General features: G+C 72.3%; 18 protein-coding genes. 13 read left to right on the top strand and 5 right to left on the bottom strand.

Features of this window, described 5'->3' with window-relative positions; translation table 11 throughout:
- Nucleotides 1–38: 38 nt before the first annotated feature.
- On the top strand, nucleotides 39–1,844 hold the full coding sequence (locus tag OG844_RS16030; RefSeq protein WP_406390883.1) for a gamma-glutamyltransferase family protein: 1,806 nt from the start codon (nucleotides 39–41) through the stop codon (nucleotides 1,842–1,844).
- A gap of 45 nt (nucleotides 1,845–1,889) precedes the next feature.
- Nucleotides 1,890–2,750 carry an inositol monophosphatase family protein gene (locus OG844_RS16025; RefSeq protein WP_406390882.1) on the top strand — a complete coding sequence of 287 codons (861 nt, stop codon included), beginning with the start codon at nucleotides 1,890–1,892 and terminating at the stop codon, nucleotides 2,748–2,750.
- Here OG844_RS16025 and OG844_RS16020 read toward each other — a convergent pair.
- Nucleotides 2,730–3,575, bottom strand: coding sequence for a nucleotidyltransferase domain-containing protein (locus tag OG844_RS16020; RefSeq protein ID WP_406390880.1), 846 nt, complete (start codon nucleotides 3,573–3,575; stop codon nucleotides 2,730–2,732). The genes OG844_RS16025 and OG844_RS16020 overlap by 21 nt on opposite strands.
- A gap of 86 nt (nucleotides 3,576–3,661) precedes the next feature.
- On the opposite strand from OG844_RS16020, the gene OG844_RS16015 reads away from it, so the two are divergent.
- The 4 genes from OG844_RS16015 to OG844_RS16000 are packed head-to-tail and all read left to right on the top strand — an operon-like array spanning nucleotide 3,662 to nucleotide 7,713.
- Nucleotides 3,662–5,077 carry a phytoene desaturase family protein gene (locus OG844_RS16015; protein WP_406390878.1) on the top strand — a complete coding sequence of 472 codons (1,416 nt, stop codon included), beginning with the start codon at nucleotides 3,662–3,664 and terminating at the stop codon, nucleotides 5,075–5,077.
- A gap of 41 nt (nucleotides 5,078–5,118) precedes the next feature.
- Nucleotides 5,119–5,655: an O-acetyl-ADP-ribose deacetylase gene (locus OG844_RS16010; protein WP_406390876.1), complete on the top strand. Its 537-nt coding sequence runs from the start codon at nucleotides 5,119–5,121 to the stop codon at nucleotides 5,653–5,655.
- A 49-nt stretch (nucleotides 5,656–5,704) separates the two neighbouring features.
- Entirely contained in the window at nucleotides 5,705–7,177 is a 1,473-nt protein-coding gene (locus OG844_RS16005; RefSeq protein WP_406390875.1) for an AlkA N-terminal domain-containing protein, read from the top strand.
- A gap of 17 nt (nucleotides 7,178–7,194) precedes the next feature.
- The gene (locus OG844_RS16000; protein WP_406390873.1) at nucleotides 7,195–7,713 is read left to right on the top strand and encodes a methylated-DNA--[protein]-cysteine S-methyltransferase; all 519 of its coding nucleotides are present in this window, start codon (nucleotides 7,195–7,197) and stop codon (nucleotides 7,711–7,713) included.
- 25 nt (nucleotides 7,714–7,738) lie between these two features.
- Here the strand turns inward: OG844_RS16000 and OG844_RS15995 are convergent, their stop codons facing one another.
- A complete protein-coding gene (locus OG844_RS15995; protein ID WP_406390872.1) occupies nucleotides 7,739–8,323 on the bottom strand; it encodes a TMEM165/GDT1 family protein in 585 nt (194 codons plus the stop codon).
- A gap of 324 nt (nucleotides 8,324–8,647) precedes the next feature.
- On the opposite strand from OG844_RS15995, the gene OG844_RS15990 reads away from it, so the two are divergent.
- Nucleotides 8,648–9,052, top strand: a complete 405-nt coding sequence (locus tag OG844_RS15990; protein ID WP_406390871.1) for a (2Fe-2S) ferredoxin domain-containing protein — start codon at nucleotides 8,648–8,650, stop codon at nucleotides 9,050–9,052.
- A 157-nt stretch (nucleotides 9,053–9,209) separates the two neighbouring features.
- Here the strand turns inward: OG844_RS15990 and OG844_RS15985 are convergent, their stop codons facing one another.
- Together OG844_RS15985 and OG844_RS15980 are read right to left on the bottom strand one after the other, a co-directional pair.
- Nucleotides 9,210–9,941 carry an SIR2 family NAD-dependent protein deacylase gene (locus tag OG844_RS15985; protein ID WP_406390870.1) on the bottom strand — a complete coding sequence of 244 codons (732 nt, stop codon included), beginning with the start codon at nucleotides 9,939–9,941 and terminating at the stop codon, nucleotides 9,210–9,212.
- A 46-nt stretch (nucleotides 9,942–9,987) separates the two neighbouring features.
- Entirely contained in the window at nucleotides 9,988–10,482 is a 495-nt protein-coding gene (locus OG844_RS15980) for an NUDIX domain-containing protein (protein WP_406390868.1), read from the bottom strand.
- Nucleotides 10,483–10,612: 130 nt separating this feature from the next.
- Here OG844_RS15980 and OG844_RS15975 point away from each other — a divergent pair, with 130 nt between their 5' ends.
- A complete protein-coding gene (locus OG844_RS15975; protein ID WP_406396153.1) occupies nucleotides 10,613–11,731 on the top strand; it encodes a glycerate kinase in 1,119 nt (372 codons plus the stop codon).
- A 53-nt stretch (nucleotides 11,732–11,784) separates the two neighbouring features.
- Here OG844_RS15975 and OG844_RS15970 read toward each other — a convergent pair whose 3' ends face one another.
- Entirely contained in the window at nucleotides 11,785–12,507 is a 723-nt protein-coding gene (locus OG844_RS15970) for a PucR family transcriptional regulator (protein ID WP_406390867.1), read from the bottom strand.
- 216 nt (nucleotides 12,508–12,723) lie between these two features.
- Here OG844_RS15970 and OG844_RS15965 point away from each other — a divergent pair, with 216 nt between their 5' ends.
- The 5 genes from OG844_RS15965 to OG844_RS15945 are packed head-to-tail and all read left to right on the top strand — an operon-like array spanning nucleotide 12,724 to nucleotide 17,593.
- A complete protein-coding gene (locus OG844_RS15965) occupies nucleotides 12,724–13,524 on the top strand; it encodes an ABC transporter ATP-binding protein (RefSeq protein ID WP_351174546.1) in 801 nt (266 codons plus the stop codon).
- On the top strand, nucleotides 13,512–14,324 hold the full coding sequence (locus OG844_RS15960; protein WP_406390866.1) for an ABC transporter ATP-binding protein: 813 nt from the start codon (nucleotides 13,512–13,514) through the stop codon (nucleotides 14,322–14,324). The genes OG844_RS15965 and OG844_RS15960 overlap by 13 nt, the downstream gene beginning before the upstream one ends.
- Nucleotides 14,321–15,211, top strand: a complete 891-nt coding sequence (locus OG844_RS15955; RefSeq protein WP_406390864.1) for a branched-chain amino acid ABC transporter permease — start codon at nucleotides 14,321–14,323, stop codon at nucleotides 15,209–15,211. Before OG844_RS15960 ends, OG844_RS15955 begins: the two co-directional genes overlap by 4 nt.
- Nucleotides 15,204–16,343, top strand: coding sequence for a branched-chain amino acid ABC transporter permease (locus tag OG844_RS15950; RefSeq protein ID WP_406390862.1), 1,140 nt, complete (start codon nucleotides 15,204–15,206; stop codon nucleotides 16,341–16,343). Before OG844_RS15955 ends, OG844_RS15950 begins: the two co-directional genes overlap by 8 nt.
- Nucleotides 16,340–17,593 (top strand): ABC transporter substrate-binding protein, encoded by a 1,254-nt coding sequence (locus tag OG844_RS15945; protein ID WP_406390860.1) that lies wholly within the window; start codon nucleotides 16,340–16,342, stop codon nucleotides 17,591–17,593. Before OG844_RS15950 ends, OG844_RS15945 begins: the two co-directional genes overlap by 4 nt.
- Nucleotides 17,594–17,622 lie beyond the last annotated feature (29 nt).

The following is a 17,622-nucleotide window of genomic DNA, read 5'->3' as shown; positions in this document are numbered from 1 at the left end:
GCACCTCACAGCACCACCGCACCAAGGAGCCCTATCCCGTGTTCACCACCAGGCCCACCCTCCAGGGCACATTCGGCATGGTGTCCTCCACCCACTGGCTCGCCTCGCAGTCCGCGATGGCAGTCCTGGAGGACGGCGGCAACGCCTACGACGCGGCCGTCGCCGCCGGATTCGTCCTGCACGTCGTCGAACCGCACCTCAACGGGCCCGCCGGTGAGGTGCCGATGATCCTGGCGCCCAGGGACGGCGACGTACAGGTCCTGTGCGGTCAGGGCCCGGCGCCCGCGGCGGCGACCATCGACCACTACCGCGGGCTCGGCCTCGAGCTCGTTCCCGGGACCGGGCCCCTCGCGGCCGCAGTGCCCGGCGCGTTCGACGCCTGGATGCTGCTCCTGCGCGACCACGGCACCAAGACGCTCGCCGAGGTGCTGCGGTACGCGATCGGCTACGCCGAGGACGGCCACGCACCGGTCGAGCGGATCGGGCAGACCGTCGAGACGGTCCGCGAGCTGTTCGAGAACGCATGGCAGTCGTCCGCCGAGGTGTACCTGCCCGGTGGAAAGTCCCCCAGGCCCGGTGAGCTGTTCCGCAACCCCGCACTCGCCGCGACCTGGCGGCGCCTGCAGACCGAGGCCGAGGAGACCGGCGGCGACGACCGCGTCGCACAGATCGAGGCCGCCCGGAAGGTCTGGAGCGAGGGCTTCATCGCCGAGGCGCTCGTCCGCCAGGCCGCCGTACCCACCCTGGACACCAGCGGCGCCCACCACACGGGCACCCTCACCGCCGCCGACCTGGCCGGCTGGTCCGCGTCCTACGAGGCCCCGGCCACGTACGACTGGAACGGCTGGACCCTGGCCAAGGCGGGCGGCTGGAGCCAGGGCCCCGCCTTCCTCCAGCAGCTCGCCCTGCTGCCGGCCGAGCTGCCCGCCTACGGCTCCGCCGACTACGTCCACCTCCTCGTCGAGGGCTGCAAGCTCGCCATGGCCGACCGCGAGGCCTGGTACGGCGACGCCGCCGAGGTCCCCCTCGACGTGCTCCTCTCCGAGCCGTACAACGCGGCACGCCGCGACCTCGTCACCGCCGAGGCCTCGTGCGAGCTGCGCCCCGGCAGCCCCGGGGGCCGTACCCCCGTCCTCAGCGCCCACGCCCACGCCGTCGCATCCGGCGAGTCCGGCTTCGACGCCATGGGCATACCGGCCGCCGGCGCGGGCGAGCCGACCGTCGCCAAGGACGGCGCGACCCGCGGCGACACCTGCCACCTCGACGTCGTCGACCGCTGGGGCAACATGGTCTCCGCCACCCCCAGCGGTGGCTGGCTCCAGTCCAACCCGGTCGTGCCCGAGCTCGGCTTCCCGCTCGGCACCCGCCTCCAGATGGCCTGGCTCGACGAGGGGCTGCCCAACTCCCTCACCCCGGGCCGCCGTCCCCGGACCACCCTGACCCCGTCCCTCGCGCTCCGCGACGGCGTCCCGGTCATGGCGTTCGGCACGCCGGGCGGCGATCAGCAGGACCAGTGGCAGCTCCACTTCTTCCTCGCCGTCGCCCTGCGCTCCGAGGTCCGCGGCGGTCTCGACCTGCAGGGCGCCATCGACGCCCCGAACTGGCACAACGACAGCTTCCCCGGCTCCTTCTTCCCCCGGGGAATGAGGCCCGGCAGCATGACCGTCGAGGAGGGAATGGACCCGGAGGTCATCGAGGAGCTGCGCCGCCGCGGCCACGACGTCACGGTCGGCGACCCGTGGTCCGAAGGGCGCATGTGCGCCGTCGCCCGCGACCCGGAGACCGGAGTGCTGTCGGCCGCCGCCAATCCGCGCGGCATGCAGGGGTACGCGGTCGGCCGCTGACCGCCCACCTGCGATGTCCCCCGGCGACCGTGCTTAGCTGGAGGCATGATCGATGACTTCCTCGCTGCGGACGCAGGGAACCTGACCGAGGTCGAGGCGGCGGTCCGCGCAGCGGCCGCCGCCGAGATCATGCCGCGGTACCGGCAGCTCGCCACGCACGAGATCGTGCAGAAGAGTGGCCCGCACGACCTCGTCACCGCGGCCGACCGGCGTGCCGAGGAGCACCTCACCGCGTCGCTGACCCGGCTCCTGCCCGGCTCGGCCGTCGTCGGCGAGGAGGCCGTCCACGCCGACCCGTCGGTGTACGACGCACTGGGCGAGGACGCGCCCGTCTGGATCGTCGACCCGGTCGACGGCACCCGCCAGTTCGTCCACGGAGAACCCGGCTTCTGCACCCTGGTGGCCCTCGCCCACCGCGGCGAGGTGCTCGCCTCCTGGACGTACGCCCCGGCGCTGCGCGAGATGGCCGTCGCCGTACGAGGCCGTGGGGCCACGCTCAACGGCACGCCGCTGCACAGCGGTTCGCCCGTTCCGGGCGCCGTCCTCAGGGTGGCGATGTCCCACCCCGACTACACCTCCGACGCCCAGAAGCGTGCACTGCTCGGCCTGCGCACCGAAGGCATCGAGGCGCGCTCCTGCGGATCGGCGGGCCTCGAGTACCTCGCCGTCGCCTGCGGTGCGCAGGACGCGGTCGCCTTCAACTGGGAACTGGCCTGGGACCACGCGGCCGGCCTGCTCCTGGTCGCCGAGGCGGGCGGCACCCAGTCCACGCTCGCCGGGGTCCCGTACCGCATCACCGGCGGCAACGCCCTCCCCTTCACGGCTGCCCGCGACGCGGCGACGGCCGAAGCGGTCCTCACCGCGCTGCGCAACGGCACGGCCGGTTCAGGCCTCTCCGGCGCCTGAGGCCGCGTCGCCGCCGTCCAGCACCCGCTGGACCTCCCGCACGACGGCGGCCGCCGTCTCCACCGCGTCCGGGTCCAGGCCGCGCAGCGCCCGGGATGCCCGGTCCGCGAAGCCGGCCGGGGTGTCCGGGAGGGCGGCGGCCGCCGCGAGCGCGCCCTTCTCGTTGAGGCACCAGGTGCGGTGGTGGGCGTGGAGGGACTGGGCGAGGACGCCGAACGCCCTCGACAGGCACAGGGCCACATGGAGCGTGTCGCCGGACGGGGCGGACTTGCGGGCCGAGGCCACGGAGAAGCCGGCTTCCCACGCGGCGTCGACGAGCGCCTTGCGCAAGGGCTCAGGGTAGGAGCGCACCGCCTCCTGAAGCGCCGTCAACTCCCCGTAAGGATCCTCGAGTACGCGCCCGAGCGCGACCTCACCCGCATAACAGGGGGACCAGAAGCCCAGCGGGTGGCCGGGCTGCACGCCCACCTCGAAGCGGCCCTCGCGGCAGTCGGACCAGACCGACTCCACCCGGTCCAGGTCGCGCAGGATCCAGTCGACCGCGACGCCGTCCACCGTCAGCCACGCACCGCCGTTGACCCACGGTCCCCAGCCGCCCGGCCCCGCAACCGCCACCGGGGAACCCTGGGACTCGGAGGCCAGCGCGGTCAGTCCTGCCAGGTCGGGGGTGCCGCGGTAGTAGACACCCAGGTCCCAGTCGGAATCCGGCCGGTGGGTGCCGCGGGCCCGGCTGCCGCCGAGGACGACGGCCCTGACACCGGGCAGCGCGGCAAGCCGCGAGGCCATCACGGAGACGGCGGGCGACGGTGCGGAAGTGTTGTTCATCGGTCGGGAGGCTACCCGCGGGCCAGCTGTCGGCGCGCCGGAATATCCTGGGTGTCCTCGCCACCGGCTGACAGAGGAGTCCGAAGGTGCCATCGATGCTGGATGCCGTCGTCGTGGGGGCGGGCCCCAACGGGCTGACGGCCGCGGCAGAACTGGCCCGCCGCGGCTTCGCCGTCGAGGTCTTCGAAGCTGCGGAGACCGTCGGAGGCGGTGCCCGTACCGAGGAGCTCACCCTTCCGGGCTTCCGACACGATCCGTGTTCCGCCGTGCACCCTCTGGGTATCGGCTCACCCGCCTTCGACGCGATGCCGCTGGCCCGGCACGGCCTCGAATGGCTGCAGCCCCGGCTGGCGCTCGCCCACCCCTTCCCGGACGGATCCGCCGCCGTGCTCACCCGGTCCGTGGGAGAGAGCGCCATGTCCCTCGGCCCCGAGGACGCGGGCGCGTACCGCAGGCTGGTCGAGCCCTACACCGGCCACTGGGGCACACTCGCCGCGGACTTCCTGCGGACCCCGTGGGACGGGCTGCCCCGCGACCCCTACCGCTGGGCGCGCTTCGGCCTCGACGCGATCCAGCCCGCCACGCTGCTCTCCCGCCGCTTCAAGGGCGCCAGGGCACGCGGACTCATCGCCGGGCTCGCCGCCCACGCCATCGCCCCCACCAGCGGCATCGCGACGAGCGGAGTCGCCCTGATGTTCGCGCTCGCCGCGCACGAAAGGGGCTGGCCGGTGCCCCGCGGCGGCTCACAGGCCATCTCCGACGCCCTCGCCTCGTACCTGCGTGAAATGGGGGGCGAGATCCGGACGGGCATCGAGGTCAAGCGTCTGGACGAGCTTCCGCCCGCCCGTGCGTACATCTTCGACACCTCTCCCACCGCACTCGCCCGCATCGCGGGACTCGGAAGCGCCTACAGCGGCTACCGCTACGGCGCTTCCTGCTTCAAGATCGACTACGCCCTGTCGGGCCCCGTCCCGTGGACCGCCGAGGAGGCCAGGCGGGCCGGCACGGTCCATGTCGGCCCCACGGCCGGTGAGATCGACGCCGCCCTGCGCGCCGCCGTGTCGGGCCGCGACCCGAACGTCCCCTTCCTCATCACCGCGCAACCGAGCCTCGTCGACCCGTCCCGCGCCCCCGAGGGCCGCCATGTCTTCTGGGCGTACGGACATGTCCCCGCAGGCTGGGAGGGCGACGCGACGGAGGTCGTCGAGCGGCAGCTGGAGCGCTTCGCCCCCGGGTTCCGTGATCTCGTCCTCGCCCGCGCGACCGCCGGCCCGCCCCAACTCGCCGTGCGCAACGCCAATTACGTCGGCGGAGACATCGCGACCGGGGCGTTCGCCGGACTCCAGACGGTGATCCGTCCCAAACTCGCCCGCGTCCCGTACGCCACCGCCCACCCAGCGGTTTTCCTCTGTTCCTCGGCCACCCCGCCCGGCCCCGGCGTGCACGGAATGTCCGGCCATCACGCGGCGAAGGCGGTGTGGCGCCGTCTGCGGGCCACGTGAGCGTCCCGCACTGCCCCGCCCGGCAACGGCATGATGTCCGCATGAGCAGATCTGAGGCCGTCACCGTCACCCTGGCCCGCGGCGACATCACCCGGCAGAAGGCCGACGCCCTTGTCAACGCCGCGAATTCGAGTCTCCTGGGCGGGGGCGGCGTCGACGGCGCGATCCACCGCCGCGGCGGCCCGGAGATCCTGGCCGCCTGCCGTGAACTGCGCGCCTCGCACTACGGAAAAGGGCTGCCGACCGGCAGGGCCGTAGCCACGACCGCGGGCCGGCTCGACGCCAAGTGGGTCATCCACACCGTCGGACCGGTCTGGAGCGGCGCCGAGGACCGGTCGGAGCTGCTCGCCTCCTGCTACCGCGAATCCCTGCGCGTGGCAGCGGAGTTGGGTGCGCGCACGGTGGTGTTCCCGGCCGTGTCCACCGGTATCTTCGGCTGGCCCATGGACGACGGCGCCCGCATCGCCGTCCGTACGGTGCTGGCCGAGGCGACTCCGCCCGTCGAGGAGGTGCGCTTCGTGCTGTTCGACGCACATGCCTACGCCGAGTTCGAGGAGGCCCTGGCAGCGCAAGGCTGACGTCGGATTTCCGCCAGCCCTGCTGCCGTCGATGCCCGATGCTTGAAGCATGCACACCGAAACCGAGCGCTGCGTGCGGGCCGTACAGTCGAAGGACGCCCGTTTCGACGGCTGGTTCTTCACCGCTGTCCTGACCACCCGGATCTACTGCCGGCCCAGCTGTCCCGTCGTGCCGCCCAAGGTCCGCAACATGACGTTCTACCCCAGCGCCGCCGCCTGCCAGCAGGCCGGATTCAGGGCCTGCAAGCGATGCCGGCCCGACACCAGCCCCGGCTCACCGGAGTGGAACGCCCGAGCCGACTCCGTGGCCCGCGCCATGCGCCTCATCCAGGACGGGGTGGTCGACCGGGAGGGCGTACCGGGTCTCGCCGCGCGGCTCGGCTACTCGGCCCGGCAGGTCGAGCGCCAGCTGCTCGCGGAGCTCGGCGCGGGCCCGCTCGCGCTGGCCCGTTCCCAGCGTGCCCAGACCGCGCGGGTGCTCATCGAGACCACCGGACTCCCCATGGCCGAGGTGGCGTTCGCGGCCGGATTCGCCTCCGTCCGCACCTTCAACGACACCGTTCGCGAGGTCTTCGCGCTCGCTCCCGGAGAGCTGCGCACCCGTGCGGCACGCGGGGCCGGGGCGGCCGAGGCCCCCGGTGTCATCGCTCTGCGGCTGCCGTACCGCGCCCCGCTCAACCCCAGCAACCTCTTCGGGCACCTCGCCGCGACGGCGGTCCCCGGGGTCGAGGAATGGCGTGACGGTGCCTACCGCCGCACGCTCACCCTCCCGCACGGACACGGCATCGTGGCGCTCACCCCGCGGCCCGACCACATCGCCTGCCGGCTCTCCCTCACCGATCCGCGTGATCTCACCCAGGCCATCAGCCGGTGCCGCAGACTGCTCGACCTGGATGCCGACCCCGTGGCCGTGGACGAGCAACTGCGCTCCGATCCGCTGCTCGCGCCGCTGGTCGACGCGGCCCCCGGCCGCCGTGTGCCGCGCACGGTCGACGCCGCGGAGTTCGCCGTACGCGCGGTCCTCGGCCAGCAGGTCTCCACGGCCGCCGCCCGCACCCACGCCGCCCGCCTGGTCACCGCCCACGGTGTGCCCGTCGAGGACTCCGAGGGCGGCCTCACCCACCTCTTCCCGACCCCGGAGGCCCTGGCCGGACTCGATCCCGAGACCCTCGCCCTGCCGCGCAGCCGCCGCACCACGCTCACCACCCTGGTCGGGGCGCTCGCCGACGGCTCGCTCCACCTGGGGGAGGGCACCGACTGGGACGCGGCCAGGGCGGAACTGACCGCCCTGCCGGGCTTCGGCCCCTGGACGGTCGAAGTGATCGCCATGCGGGCGCTCGGGGACCCGGACGCGTTCCTCCCCACCGACCTCGGCATCCGCCGGGCGGCCGAGCAACTCGGGCTCCCCGCGACCCCCGCGGCGCTCACCGCACGCGCCGCGCACTGGCGGCCCTGGCGTGCGTACGCCGTCCAGTACCTGTGGACCGTCGACGACCACCCCATCAACCACCTGCCCGTCTGAGGGCGTAAGGACGAACCATGACCGCCACACTTGCGGTGACCAGACAGCACACGGTCATCGACAGCCCGTACGGGGCCCTCACCCTGGTCGCCACCGACGGCGTACTGGCCGGCCTGTACATGACCGGACAGCGCCACCGGCCGCCGGAGGAGACCTTCGGCGAGCCCGACCCGCGGCCCTTCACCGAGACGGTCCGCCAGCTGGGCGCGTACTTCGCCGGAGAGCTGAGGACGTTCGACCTGCCGATCCACCTGGCGGGCACCCCGTTCCAGCGCAGCGTCTGGGCCGGGCTCCAGGAGATTCCGTACGGCGAGACCTGCTCGTACGGTGAACTGGCCGAACACCTCGGCAAGCCCGGCGCCTCCCGTGCGGTGGGCCTCGCCAACGGCAAGAACCCGATCGGGATCATCGTCCCCTGCCACCGGGTCGTCGGAGCGTCGGGGAGCCTCACGGGGTACGGCGGCGGGCTGGAGCGCAAGCAGCGGCTGCTGGACTTCGAGCGGGGGACCGGGGACGAGGTGCACGTCCTGTTCTGAGGGCCCGCCCGGCCCGTCGTACGGATCAGCCCGTGAAGATCTCGACGACCGACCAGATCGCGAGCCCGAGCATGCACACCCCGCCGATGCGCTGCACGGTCTTCAGAGGCACCCGCTTGGCGATGAAGCGCCCGGCCAGCAGTGCCAGCGCCGAGACGGACATGAGGGCGGCGGCAGCCCCGACGGCCGTGGACCAGGTGCCGTCGCTCGCGGCGAGGTTAGCGGTGGTGATCTGCGTCAGGTCGCCCCACTCGCTGATGAAGACGGCCATGAAGGCGGTGGAGTAGACCGGCCAGAAGCCGGTGACGGTCTTGATCTCGTCCTCGTCGTCCTCGCCACCGCCGCCGCTGCGCAGCAGCATGAACGCGCCGAAGGCGAAGAGGGAGGCCGAGACCAGCTTGACGATCCAGTCGGGCAGCAGGCCGATCAGACCGCCCGCGCCGACCGCGATGGCGACATGCACGATGAAGGCGGACGACGTACCGAACCAGACGTACAGCGGCCGCATGCGCGTGCCCATGGCCAGCGAGGCGAACATCGTCTTGTCGGGGAGCTCCGCGAGGAAGATCAGCCCGAAGGCGGTGAGGATCGCCAGGAGGTCGAGATGCATTCCGGGTGGCTTTCTGTACGAGCCGGGCCCCGGGCCTTTCGCGAAGCGCCGCTCGGGCTTTTCGGAGGACCACTCGGCCCGGCATGACGGCAGCGCCCGCAGACGCGGGCGTGTCATACCTGACCGAAGGTCTCGCCCACCCGTAACGATCTACGAGCCCGGCCACCGGGAACCCGAGGGCTCCAGTGTGTCGACGACCGGTTTGCGGGGCTACTCCCCTTCGCAGCCGTCAACACTACCCCACCCCGGCGCCCGGAGCGTCATGGGAGCTGCTCGGTACAGTCCTACGGTGATCAGCCGCGCCACCACCGGGAGTTCCTCCGCATGAGCCGCCGTACCCGCAGGCCCGCCGCCGGGCCGGGACCCTCCCGGCCCACCGTCAGCGTCTGCCGGGGCTGCTGCTGCGGCACCCCGAAGATCCCCGGTGTGGACCACGCCGGACAGCTGGCAGAGCTGCGGCAGTCCCTCGACGGGGTCGCCACCGTGCGTGCCGTGGAGTGTCTGGACGCCTGCGAGCAGGGCAACGTCATCGTGGTGCAGCCCTCCGCCGAGGGGCGCGGCGCCGGTGGCAGGCCGGTCTGGCTCGGCCTGGTGAACGATCCGCACGCCGTCGCGGACATCGTGACCTGGGCGGGGGACGGCGGACCCGGTCTCGCCGAGGCGCCCGAGATCCTGGACCTGTACGTGTTCACGCCGTCGCGCCGGGTCCAGGGAGGCCTGGAGGACTAGGCGGCGTCGGAGTTGTGCCGCCGCGGTGCCGGCTCCGCCGGGAGGAGTCCTTCCACCGGAGGAAGACGCCGTAGGCGCCGAAGCAGACGGCCGCCGGCGGCGCAGCCGGCACCGCCCAGCCGCCCGTACGAAAACGATCACAGCGTGACGGCGGCGGCTACGGGCCCTCTCCGGCGGACAGCCGCTCCAGCAGTGCCGGCAGGGCCGTCCCGATGGGTTCGCGGATCGTCTCCTCCGCCAGCTCGTCGTACGGGGTCGGGTCGGCATTCACCACGATGAGCCGGGCGCCGTGCTCCACGGCGATGCCTGCCAGGGAGGCTGCCGGCTGGACCTGAAGGGTCGTGCCCACCGCGACGAACACCTGGCTCGCCTTGGTGATCGCCATCGCCTCGGCCAGGACCTGCGGATCCAGGCGCTCACCGAACATGACCGTCGCGGACTTCAGGATCCCGCCGCAGACAGCACACGGCGGGTCCGCCTCGCCGGCATCGACCCGGGACAGGGCCTCCTCCATGGAGGACCGGACATGGCACCGCGTACAGACGACTTCGCGCGCCGTGCCGTGGAGCTCGACGACCTTGCGTGCGGACAGACCGGCCAGCTGGTGCAGTCCGTCCACATTCTGCGTGAGGACCCGCACCGGTGTACCCGACCGCTCGAGTGCTGCGACGGCACGGTGGGCCGCGTTCGGCTCGGCCTTCCAGGTCGTACTCGTGCGGCGCATCTGCCAGGAGCGGCGCCGGATCTCCGGATCGGCCATGTAGAAGTCGTAGGTGACGAGCTTCTCCGCCTCCGGGTCCTTCCGCCAGAGCCCTTGCGGCCCACGGTAGTCGGGGATGCCGGAGTCCGTGGAGATGCCGGCGCCGCTGAGGATCGCGACGAGAGTCATGGAACGAGCGTACGCACCGGCCCGTACCGCCCGCGATCAGGTTTCGTCACCGCCCTGCCGGTTCGCCGTCCTCCAGCTCGGCCGTGCCCGCCCCGGAGTCCCGTACCTCCAGCGCCGCCAGGACCCTGCGGCCGAGCGACCCGGGCAGATGGCCGGTCAGGTCGCCGCGGTCCACCAGCTTCCAGGACAGCAGCTCCTCCTCCTGGAGGCGGATCGACGCGAACTGCTCCGCCGACAGGACGCCGCCGTCGTACAGGTACGCGGCGATCGGCGGACGCGCCGGACCGCGCGTCCAGTCGACCGCGAGCAGCCGGCCCGGCTCCAGATCGAGGCCGATCTCCTCCGCCGTCTCCCGGCGCGCGGCCTGCCGGGGGCTCTCGCCCGCATCGGATTCGACCGTGCCGCCGGGCAGCGCCCAGCCTTCGCGATAGTTCGGCTCGACGATCAGGATCCGCCCCTGCCCGTCGAGGAAGAGCGATGCCGCCGCGGCCAGGACCCGGGGCAGGCCCGCGATGTACATGGCGTAGTCAGTGGAGGTCATGGCGGCAGCGTAGAGGCATGCCGGACGGTCCTGGACAGCCATGGGCAGAGAGGGGGTGGTCCGGATAGGGTCGGGGCGGCGCGACTGCCTGTTCGAAAGCAAAGGATGCAAGGTGACGGACGGAGCAGTGATCGAGACCGCCCGCGTGCTCGTCGCGGCGGACAAGTTCAAGGGCTCGCTCACGGCCGTACAGGTCGCGGAGCGGGTGACGGCCGGACTGCGGCGCGTCGTACCCGGGGTGCAGGTGGAGACCCTGCCCGTCGCGGACGGCGGCGACGGCACGGTCGCGGCGGCGGTGGCCGCCGGATTCGAGCGCCGCGAGGCGCGGGTGACCGGACCGCTGGGCACACCCGTCGACGCGGCGTACGCGGTGCGCGACACCACGGCCGTGGTGGAGATGGCCGAGGCATCGGGCCTCCAGCACCTTCCTGCGGGGCAGTTCGCCCCGCTCACGGCCACCACGTACGGCTCCGGCGAACTGCTGCGGGCCGCACTCGACGCGGGCGCGCGGACGATCGTGTTCGGGGTCGGCGGGAGCGCCACCACGGACGGCGGCGCCGGTATGCTCGCCGCGCTCGGTGCCCGCTTCCTGGACAGGGACGGCAAGCCCGTCGGCCCCGGCGGCGGAGGGCTGGCCGAGCTGGCCGAGGCCGATCTGTCGGGGCTCGACCCCCGGCTGACGGACATCGACCTGATCCTGGCCAGCGACGTGGACAACCCGCTGACCGGCCCGAAGGGCGCCCCCGAGGTGTACGGGCGGCAGAAGGGCGCCACCGAGGACGACATCGCGGTCCTCGACGCGGCGCTCGCCCACTACGCCTCCGTCCTGGGACCCGAGCACGCCGCGCTCCCCGGGGCGGGCGCCGCCGGAGGCATCGGCTACGGCGCACTGGTCGCGCTGGGGGCACGCTTCCGGCCCGGCATCGAGGTCATGCTCGACGTCCTGGGCTTCGCCCCGGCGCTCGCCCGCGCCACGCTCGTCGTCACCGGCGAGGGATCGCTCGACGAGCAGACCCTGCACGGCAAGGCCCCGGCGGGCGTCGCCGCGGCGGCCCGTGCCGCGGGCGTGGAGGTCGTCGCCGTCTGCGGACGGCTCGCCCTGCCGCCCGAGGCGCTGGAAGGGGCCGGGATCCGGCGGGCCTACGCCCTGATGGAACTCGAACCCGACCCGGCGCTCTGCATGGCCCAGGCAGGCCCCCTGCTGGAACGCGTGGCCGAGGCGATCGCCCGCGACTTCCTGTCGTCGTGACGCACAGCTTCCTGTCGTGATGCACAGCGGTGAGGGGGGTCCGCGGACCCCCCTCACCGCTGTGCCGCCACCGAGAGCCTGAAGGCCTCCAGGGCCAGCATGATCTCGACCAGTTCACGCGGCCGTGACAGCGACCGCGACGTCAGCTGCTCCAGCCGCCGCAACCGGTTCAGCACGGTGTTGCGGTGGCAGTACAGGAGTCCCGCCGCCCGCCCCGCAGACCCTCCGCAGTCCAGCCAGGCCTCCAGCGTCCGCACCAGCAGCTCCCGGTCCGCCGGGTCCAGGCCCAGCAGCGGGCCGAAGACACTCGCGACCAGCCGGGCCGCGAGCTCCGGCCGGCTCACCACCAGCGCCGCCGGCAGCCGCTCCTCCAGCCGCACGATCCGGGCCGTGCCCGGGGGACAGGTCAGCAGCGCCACATCGGCCAGTCGGCGCGCCGATCCCAGCTCGGCGAGCGAGTCCACCACAGGACTGATCCCGCCAGGACCCGGACACCGCTCCACCAGGACCGCGGTGAGTTCGTCCGTACCCCGCTCGCCCAGGGCCACGACCACGATCTCGCAGTCCGCCCGCATCCGCCGGAGGAACGTCATCCCGTCCGCGTCCATGACCGGTCGGTCCGGCCCGCCGCCCCTCCGCAGCACCACCACCGCGTAACGGCCCTGCTCCGGCAGCCCGAGACCGGCCGCCGCACGCGCCGCGAGTCCCGGCGCGGACCGGTCCTCGAGGAGGGCGTCGAGCAGCGCCTGGACCCGTTCGTCACTGCGCCGCTGCATGTCATCGCTCCGTTCCGCAGCCGGGCCGCTCATGGCTCGTGACGATGCCACCCGCCGCGAGGCGTGCGACAGCGGATCACGTGGCTCTGTGCGTGTGCACAACCGCACCCTTCGAACGCTGGTCAGCCGCAGCGATTGCGCCGCGGACCGTGGACGCGCGGCCCGCCCCCTGCTGGTCTGTGGCACCACAACGACCAGTCGGAAGGAGGAGGACGCATGGCAACGCTCGAGATCCGCGAACTGTCCGTGGGCTACGGCCCGGTACGGGCACTGCGCGACGTCTCCGTCGACGTGCCGGCCGGCGCGATCACCGCGGTACTCGGCGGCAACGGCGCCGGCAAGACCACGCTGCTGCGGGCCGTGTCGCGGACCCTCGGCTTCCACCGCGGGACGGGCACGGGCACCATCCGCTTCGACGGCGTACCCCTGGACGGGCTGCGCCCAGCCCAGGTGGTGGCCGCAGGAGTGATCCAGGTGCCGGAGGGGCGACAGGTGTTCGCCCGCATGACGGTGGCGGACAACCTGCGGGCCGGTGCACTCGGTGCCCGGGGCGGACGCAAGGCGACGACCGCGGCGCTCTCACGCGTCCACGAGCTGTTCCCCGTCCTCGCCCAGCGTGCCCACCAGCGTGCCGGGCTGCTGTCCGGCGGGGAGCAGCAGATGCTGGCGATGGGACGGGCCCTGATGGCCGGGCCCCGCCTGCTCCTGCTCGACGAACCCTCCCTCGGCCTGGCGCCGTTGATGGCGGCCAGGATCGCCGAGACGATCCAGGAGATCAACGCGGCGGGCACCTCCGTCATGCTCGTCGAGCAGAACGCGGCGATCGCGCTCAGGCTCGCCTCCACGGCGTACGTCCTGGACGTCGGCGAGGTCGCCATCGAGGGCCCGGCAGACGACCTCGCAGCCTCCGACGAGGTACGCCGCCGCTATCTGGGCGTCGTCGACGAGGAGGCGGCCGAGGTCGCGCGGCAGGCCGTCGGCGGCCCCTCACGCACCCTGAGCAGGTGGTCCGCGTGACAACAGCTCCGGCCACCACGGCCCCCGTCACCGCCCCGGCCGCACTCGCCGTGCGCGACGTGACCGTACGCTTCGCCGGGCTCACCGCCCTCGACGCGGTCTCGTTCACCGTCGAACCCGGCAGCGTGCACGCCGTCATCGGACCCAACGGCGCCGGCAAGTCCACCACCTTCAACGTGCTCTCCGGCGTCTACCGCGCCACCTCCGGCTCGGTGCACCTCGGCGACACCGAACTCACCGGCCTCGCCCCGCACAAGATCGCCGGTCTCGGCGTCGCGCGCACCTTCCAGAACCTGGCGCTGCCCCCGCACGCCACCGTCGCCGACAGCCTGCTGCTCGGCCGGCACCGCCTCACCCGCGCCGGTTTCCTCGCCAGCGGACTGCGGCTGCCGTCGGCGGCCCGCGAAGCGCGGCGCCATCGCGAACGGGTGCGCGAGATCGCCGAGTTCATCGGCCTGGACAAGGAACTGGAGCGGCCGGCGGGCGCGCTCCCGTACGGGAAGCAGAAGCTCGTGGAGCTCGGCCGTGCGCTCTGCATGGAGCCGCAGGTGCTGCTGCTCGACGAGCCCATCGCCGGCATGACGGCCGACGAACGCCGTCGCGTCGCGGCCGTCGTCGCGGACGTACGCGACAGCCTCGGCATCTCCATCGTGCTCGTCGAACACGACATGGGTGTGGTGATGCGGCTCGCGGACGCCGTGACCGTACTCGACTTCGGACGCAGGATCGCGGGCGGCACCCCCGCCGAGGTCCAGAACGATCCGGCCGTCGTCCAGGCCTACTTGGGGACACAGGAATGACCACCTTCATCGAACTCCTCCTCGGCGGGCTCTCCATCGGATCGGTCTACGCACTGATCGCGCTCGGCTTCGTCGTCATCTTCAAGGCCACCGAGGTCGTCAACTTCGCCCACGCCTCCCTCCTGCTGGCGGGCGGATACGTCACCGCCGTACTGCACGACGACATCGGCTTCTGGCCGGCGCTCGGCGTCGGGATCGCGGGCGCCGCGGTCGTCGGCTCCGCCGTCGAGTTCTTCGTGATGCGCCGCTACCGGGGCAGCGACCACAGTGTCCTGGCCATCGTCACCATCGGCGTCGACATCCTCATCACCACGGAACTCGTCCGGCAGATGGGCACCGAGGTCATGTCGCTCGGCGACCCGTGGGGCGACGATGTCGTCACCATCGGCGGTATCACCCTGGCCGAGACCCGCATCGCGGCGTTCATCGTCGCGGGGCTGCTCATCACGGTGTTCCTGCTCGCGTTCCGCTACACCTCGTGGGGCGTGTCGATGCGGGCCGCCGCCGAGAACCCGCAGACCGCGGCCCTGATGGGCATCAAGCTCGGCCGGGTGTCGCTGTCGGCCTGGGCGGTCGCCGGGGCACTCGCCGCGGTCGCCGCGCTCTTCCTCACCGTCTTCCCCACCCCGGGCCTCGAACGGGCCACGTCCTTCGCCGCGCTCAAGGCGTTCCCGGCGGCGATCCTCGGCGGCCTCGACTCGACGACCGGCGCGCTGGTCGGAGGGCTCGTCGTCGGAGTCACCGAGTCCCTCGCCACCGGCTACCAGAGCGACCTCTCCTTCCTGGGACGCGGCATCGGAGACCTCGCGCCCTATCTCGTGATGGTGATCGTCCTGCTCATCCGGCCCGCGGGACTCTTCGGTACGAAGGAGCTGGCCCGTGTCTGAAACCGTCAAGGACGCCGGGACGCCCGCCGAAGCCGGCGTCACCCAGGCTCCCGTGCCGCCCGGCTCGGGGCAGTCGCTCACCGGACGGCTGCGGCACCCCCGCCCCTACCTGTGGCTCGTCGGCTCCGTCCTGCTTCTCCTGTTCCCTTTCTACCTGGACCGCTTCTGGCTCCAGGCCGGACTGTTCGCGATGGCCGCCGCGATCGGGGCGATCGGCCTCAACCTGCTCACCGGCAGCACCGGCCAGCTCTCCATGGGCCACGCCTTCTTCCTCGCCGTGGGTGCGTACAGCTACTGCATCCTGGCCGGTGAGAGCAGCACCGAGAACGGTCACGAACTCTCCGGGCTCGGCCTGCCCACCTGGCTCGCCGCGATCCTCGCCGTCCTGCTGGCGGGTGTGGTGGGCGGACTGTTCAGCCCGATCGCGGGCCGCCTGCGTGGCGCGTACCTCGGTATCGCCACGCTCGCGCTGATCTTCATCGGCCAGCACGTGCTGTTCAACGCGGGCTCCCTCACCGGCGGTTTCAACGGCCGTGCCGTGCCCCCGCTCTCACTGTTCGGGTTCACCTTCGACGACACCGAGGTGATCGTCGCCGCGGTGCCCTTCCAGTCCTCCGAGAAGCTCTGGTACGTGGGACTGCTCGCCCTCGCCTTCAGCGGGCTCTTCGCCCGCGGGGTGCTGCGAGGCAGGCCCGGCCGCGCGCTCAACGCCATCCGCGACCACCGGATCGCCGCAGGCGTGATGGGCGTGCCGGTGGCCAAGTACCGGGCAGGGGTCTTCGTCCTCTCCTCGATGTACGCGGGCCTCGCGGGTGTCCTGCTCGCGCTGGTCTTCCAGCGCACCGTGCCCGAGTACTTCGGCATGGTCCTGTCCCTCGAGTACCTCGCCATGATCGTCATCGGCGGGCTCGGCAGTGTCGCGGGGGCCGTCGTCGGCGCCGCGTTCGTATCACTGCTCCCGCAGGTGCTCACCCACTACAGCGACTCCCTGCCCTTGGTTTCCGCCCCCGGTACGGGCGGACTCACACCGGGTGAGGCGTCCCGCTATCTGTACGGCGCCGCGGTGGTCGCGGTGGTCCTGTTCCTGCCCGGCGGCCTTACGCGTCTGAAGAATCCAGGGGAGAAGAAATGAAAATGCGTGTGTACGGAGCGGTCCTTGCGGCCCTCACCCTCACCCTCGTCGGGTGCAGCGAGAAGGCCGGCAAGGGGGACGCCGCCGGTACCGACAAGAGCGGCGTGAAGACCGGTGAAGGAGTCACCGACTCCAAGATCACCCTCGGTGCCCTCACCGACATGACAGGGGTGTACGCCTCGCTCGGCAAGAGCGTCACCCAGGCCCAGCAGCTGTGGGTGAAGGAGACCAACGCCGCGGGCGGCATCTGCGACCGGCAGATCGAACTGACCGTCCGCGACCACGGCTACGACCCGCAGAAGGCCATCGCGGCCTACACGGAGCTGGAGCCGGACGTGCTGGGCTTCGCCCAGTTCATCGGCTCCCCGTTCGTCGCCGCCGTCGAGCAGCGCATCGACGGCCAGGACAAGGGCATCGTCCTGCCGCAGGCCTGGTCGGCGAACCTCCTCGGTTCCAAGTACGTCCGGGTCATCGGCGCCACGTACGACGTCGAGACGATCAACCTGGTCGACTTCCTGCTCGACGAGAAGCGCATCGCCAAGGGTGACAAGATCGGTCACGTGTACTTCGAGGGCGACTACGGCGAGAACGCCCTGGCCGGCTCCAAGTACGCGGCGAAGGAGGCGGGCCTCACCGTCGTCGAGCAGAAGATCAAGCCGACCGACAACGACATGACCGCCCAGGTCTCCGCGCTCAAGCAGGCGGGCGTCAAGGCGATCGTCATCAGCGCCGGACCGCGCCAGGCGGCCTCACTGGTCGGCGTCGCCGCCGCCACGGGCTTCAACGTCCCCGTCGTGGGCAACAACTCGGCCTACGCGCCGCAGCTCCTGGCGACCCAGGCGGGCCCGGCCCTGCAGAAGGACTACTACATCGGTTCCTCCACCCTGCCGATCGGCGACGCGGCGGCGGGCCCGTCCAAGCTCTCCAAGGCGTACAAGGCCCAGTACCCGAAGGACGGTCTCGACAACGGGGTCGTCGCCGGATACAACGCGGCGGCCGTCTTCGGGGAGGCGCTGAAGAAGGCCTGTGAGTCCAAGGACCTGACCCGTGAGGGCGTCGACAAGGCCCTGCTCACCGTCAAGGGCTTCGGCAGCGACTTCGGGATCTCGCACGACTTCACCGACCCCGCGGCCCCGTCGACCAACCAGACCGTCATCATGAAGCCGGATGCCAAGACCCCCGGTGGTCTCAAGGTGGTCCGCCCGGCCGAGGTGTCGACGGCCGCGGAGGGCTTCGCGTCGAAGTCCTGACCCCTGTACGCGATGACGGGCCCGGCCGT

This window comes from Streptomyces sp. NBC_00887, from assembly GCF_045207585.1.
Note: the sequence above shows the minus strand (reverse complement) of the source record. Positions and strands in the feature narration are given on the sequence as shown.

Coding starts and splice junctions, on each gene's coding strand:
- OG844_RS16025 (WP_406390882.1), top strand. CDS start 1,890: ATGATCGATGACTTCCTCGCTGCGGACGCAGGGAACCTGACCGAGGTC.
- OG844_RS16020 (WP_406390880.1), bottom strand. CDS start 3,575: ATGAACAACACTTCCGCACCGTCGCCCGCCGTCTCCGTGATGGCCTCG.
- OG844_RS16010 (WP_406390876.1), top strand. CDS start 5,119: ATGAGCAGATCTGAGGCCGTCACCGTCACCCTGGCCCGCGGCGACATC.
- OG844_RS16005 (WP_406390875.1), top strand. CDS start 5,705: ATGCACACCGAAACCGAGCGCTGCGTGCGGGCCGTACAGTCGAAGGAC.
- OG844_RS16000 (WP_406390873.1), top strand. CDS start 7,195: ATGACCGCCACACTTGCGGTGACCAGACAGCACACGGTCATCGACAGC.
- OG844_RS15995 (WP_406390872.1), bottom strand. CDS start 8,323: ATGCATCTCGACCTCCTGGCGATCCTCACCGCCTTCGGGCTGATCTTC.
- OG844_RS15990 (WP_406390871.1), top strand. CDS start 8,648: ATGAGCCGCCGTACCCGCAGGCCCGCCGCCGGGCCGGGACCCTCCCGG.
- OG844_RS15985 (WP_406390870.1), bottom strand. CDS start 9,941: ATGACTCTCGTCGCGATCCTCAGCGGCGCCGGCATCTCCACGGACTCC.
- OG844_RS15980 (WP_406390868.1), bottom strand. CDS start 10,482: ATGACCTCCACTGACTACGCCATGTACATCGCGGGCCTGCCCCGGGTC.
- OG844_RS15970 (WP_406390867.1), bottom strand. CDS start 12,507: ATGCAGCGGCGCAGTGACGAACGGGTCCAGGCGCTGCTCGACGCCCTC.
- OG844_RS15965 (WP_351174546.1), top strand. CDS start 12,724: ATGGCAACGCTCGAGATCCGCGAACTGTCCGTGGGCTACGGCCCGGTA.
- OG844_RS15955 (WP_406390864.1), top strand. CDS start 14,321: ATGACCACCTTCATCGAACTCCTCCTCGGCGGGCTCTCCATCGGATCG.
- OG844_RS15945 (WP_406390860.1), top strand. CDS start 16,340: ATGAAAATGCGTGTGTACGGAGCGGTCCTTGCGGCCCTCACCCTCACC.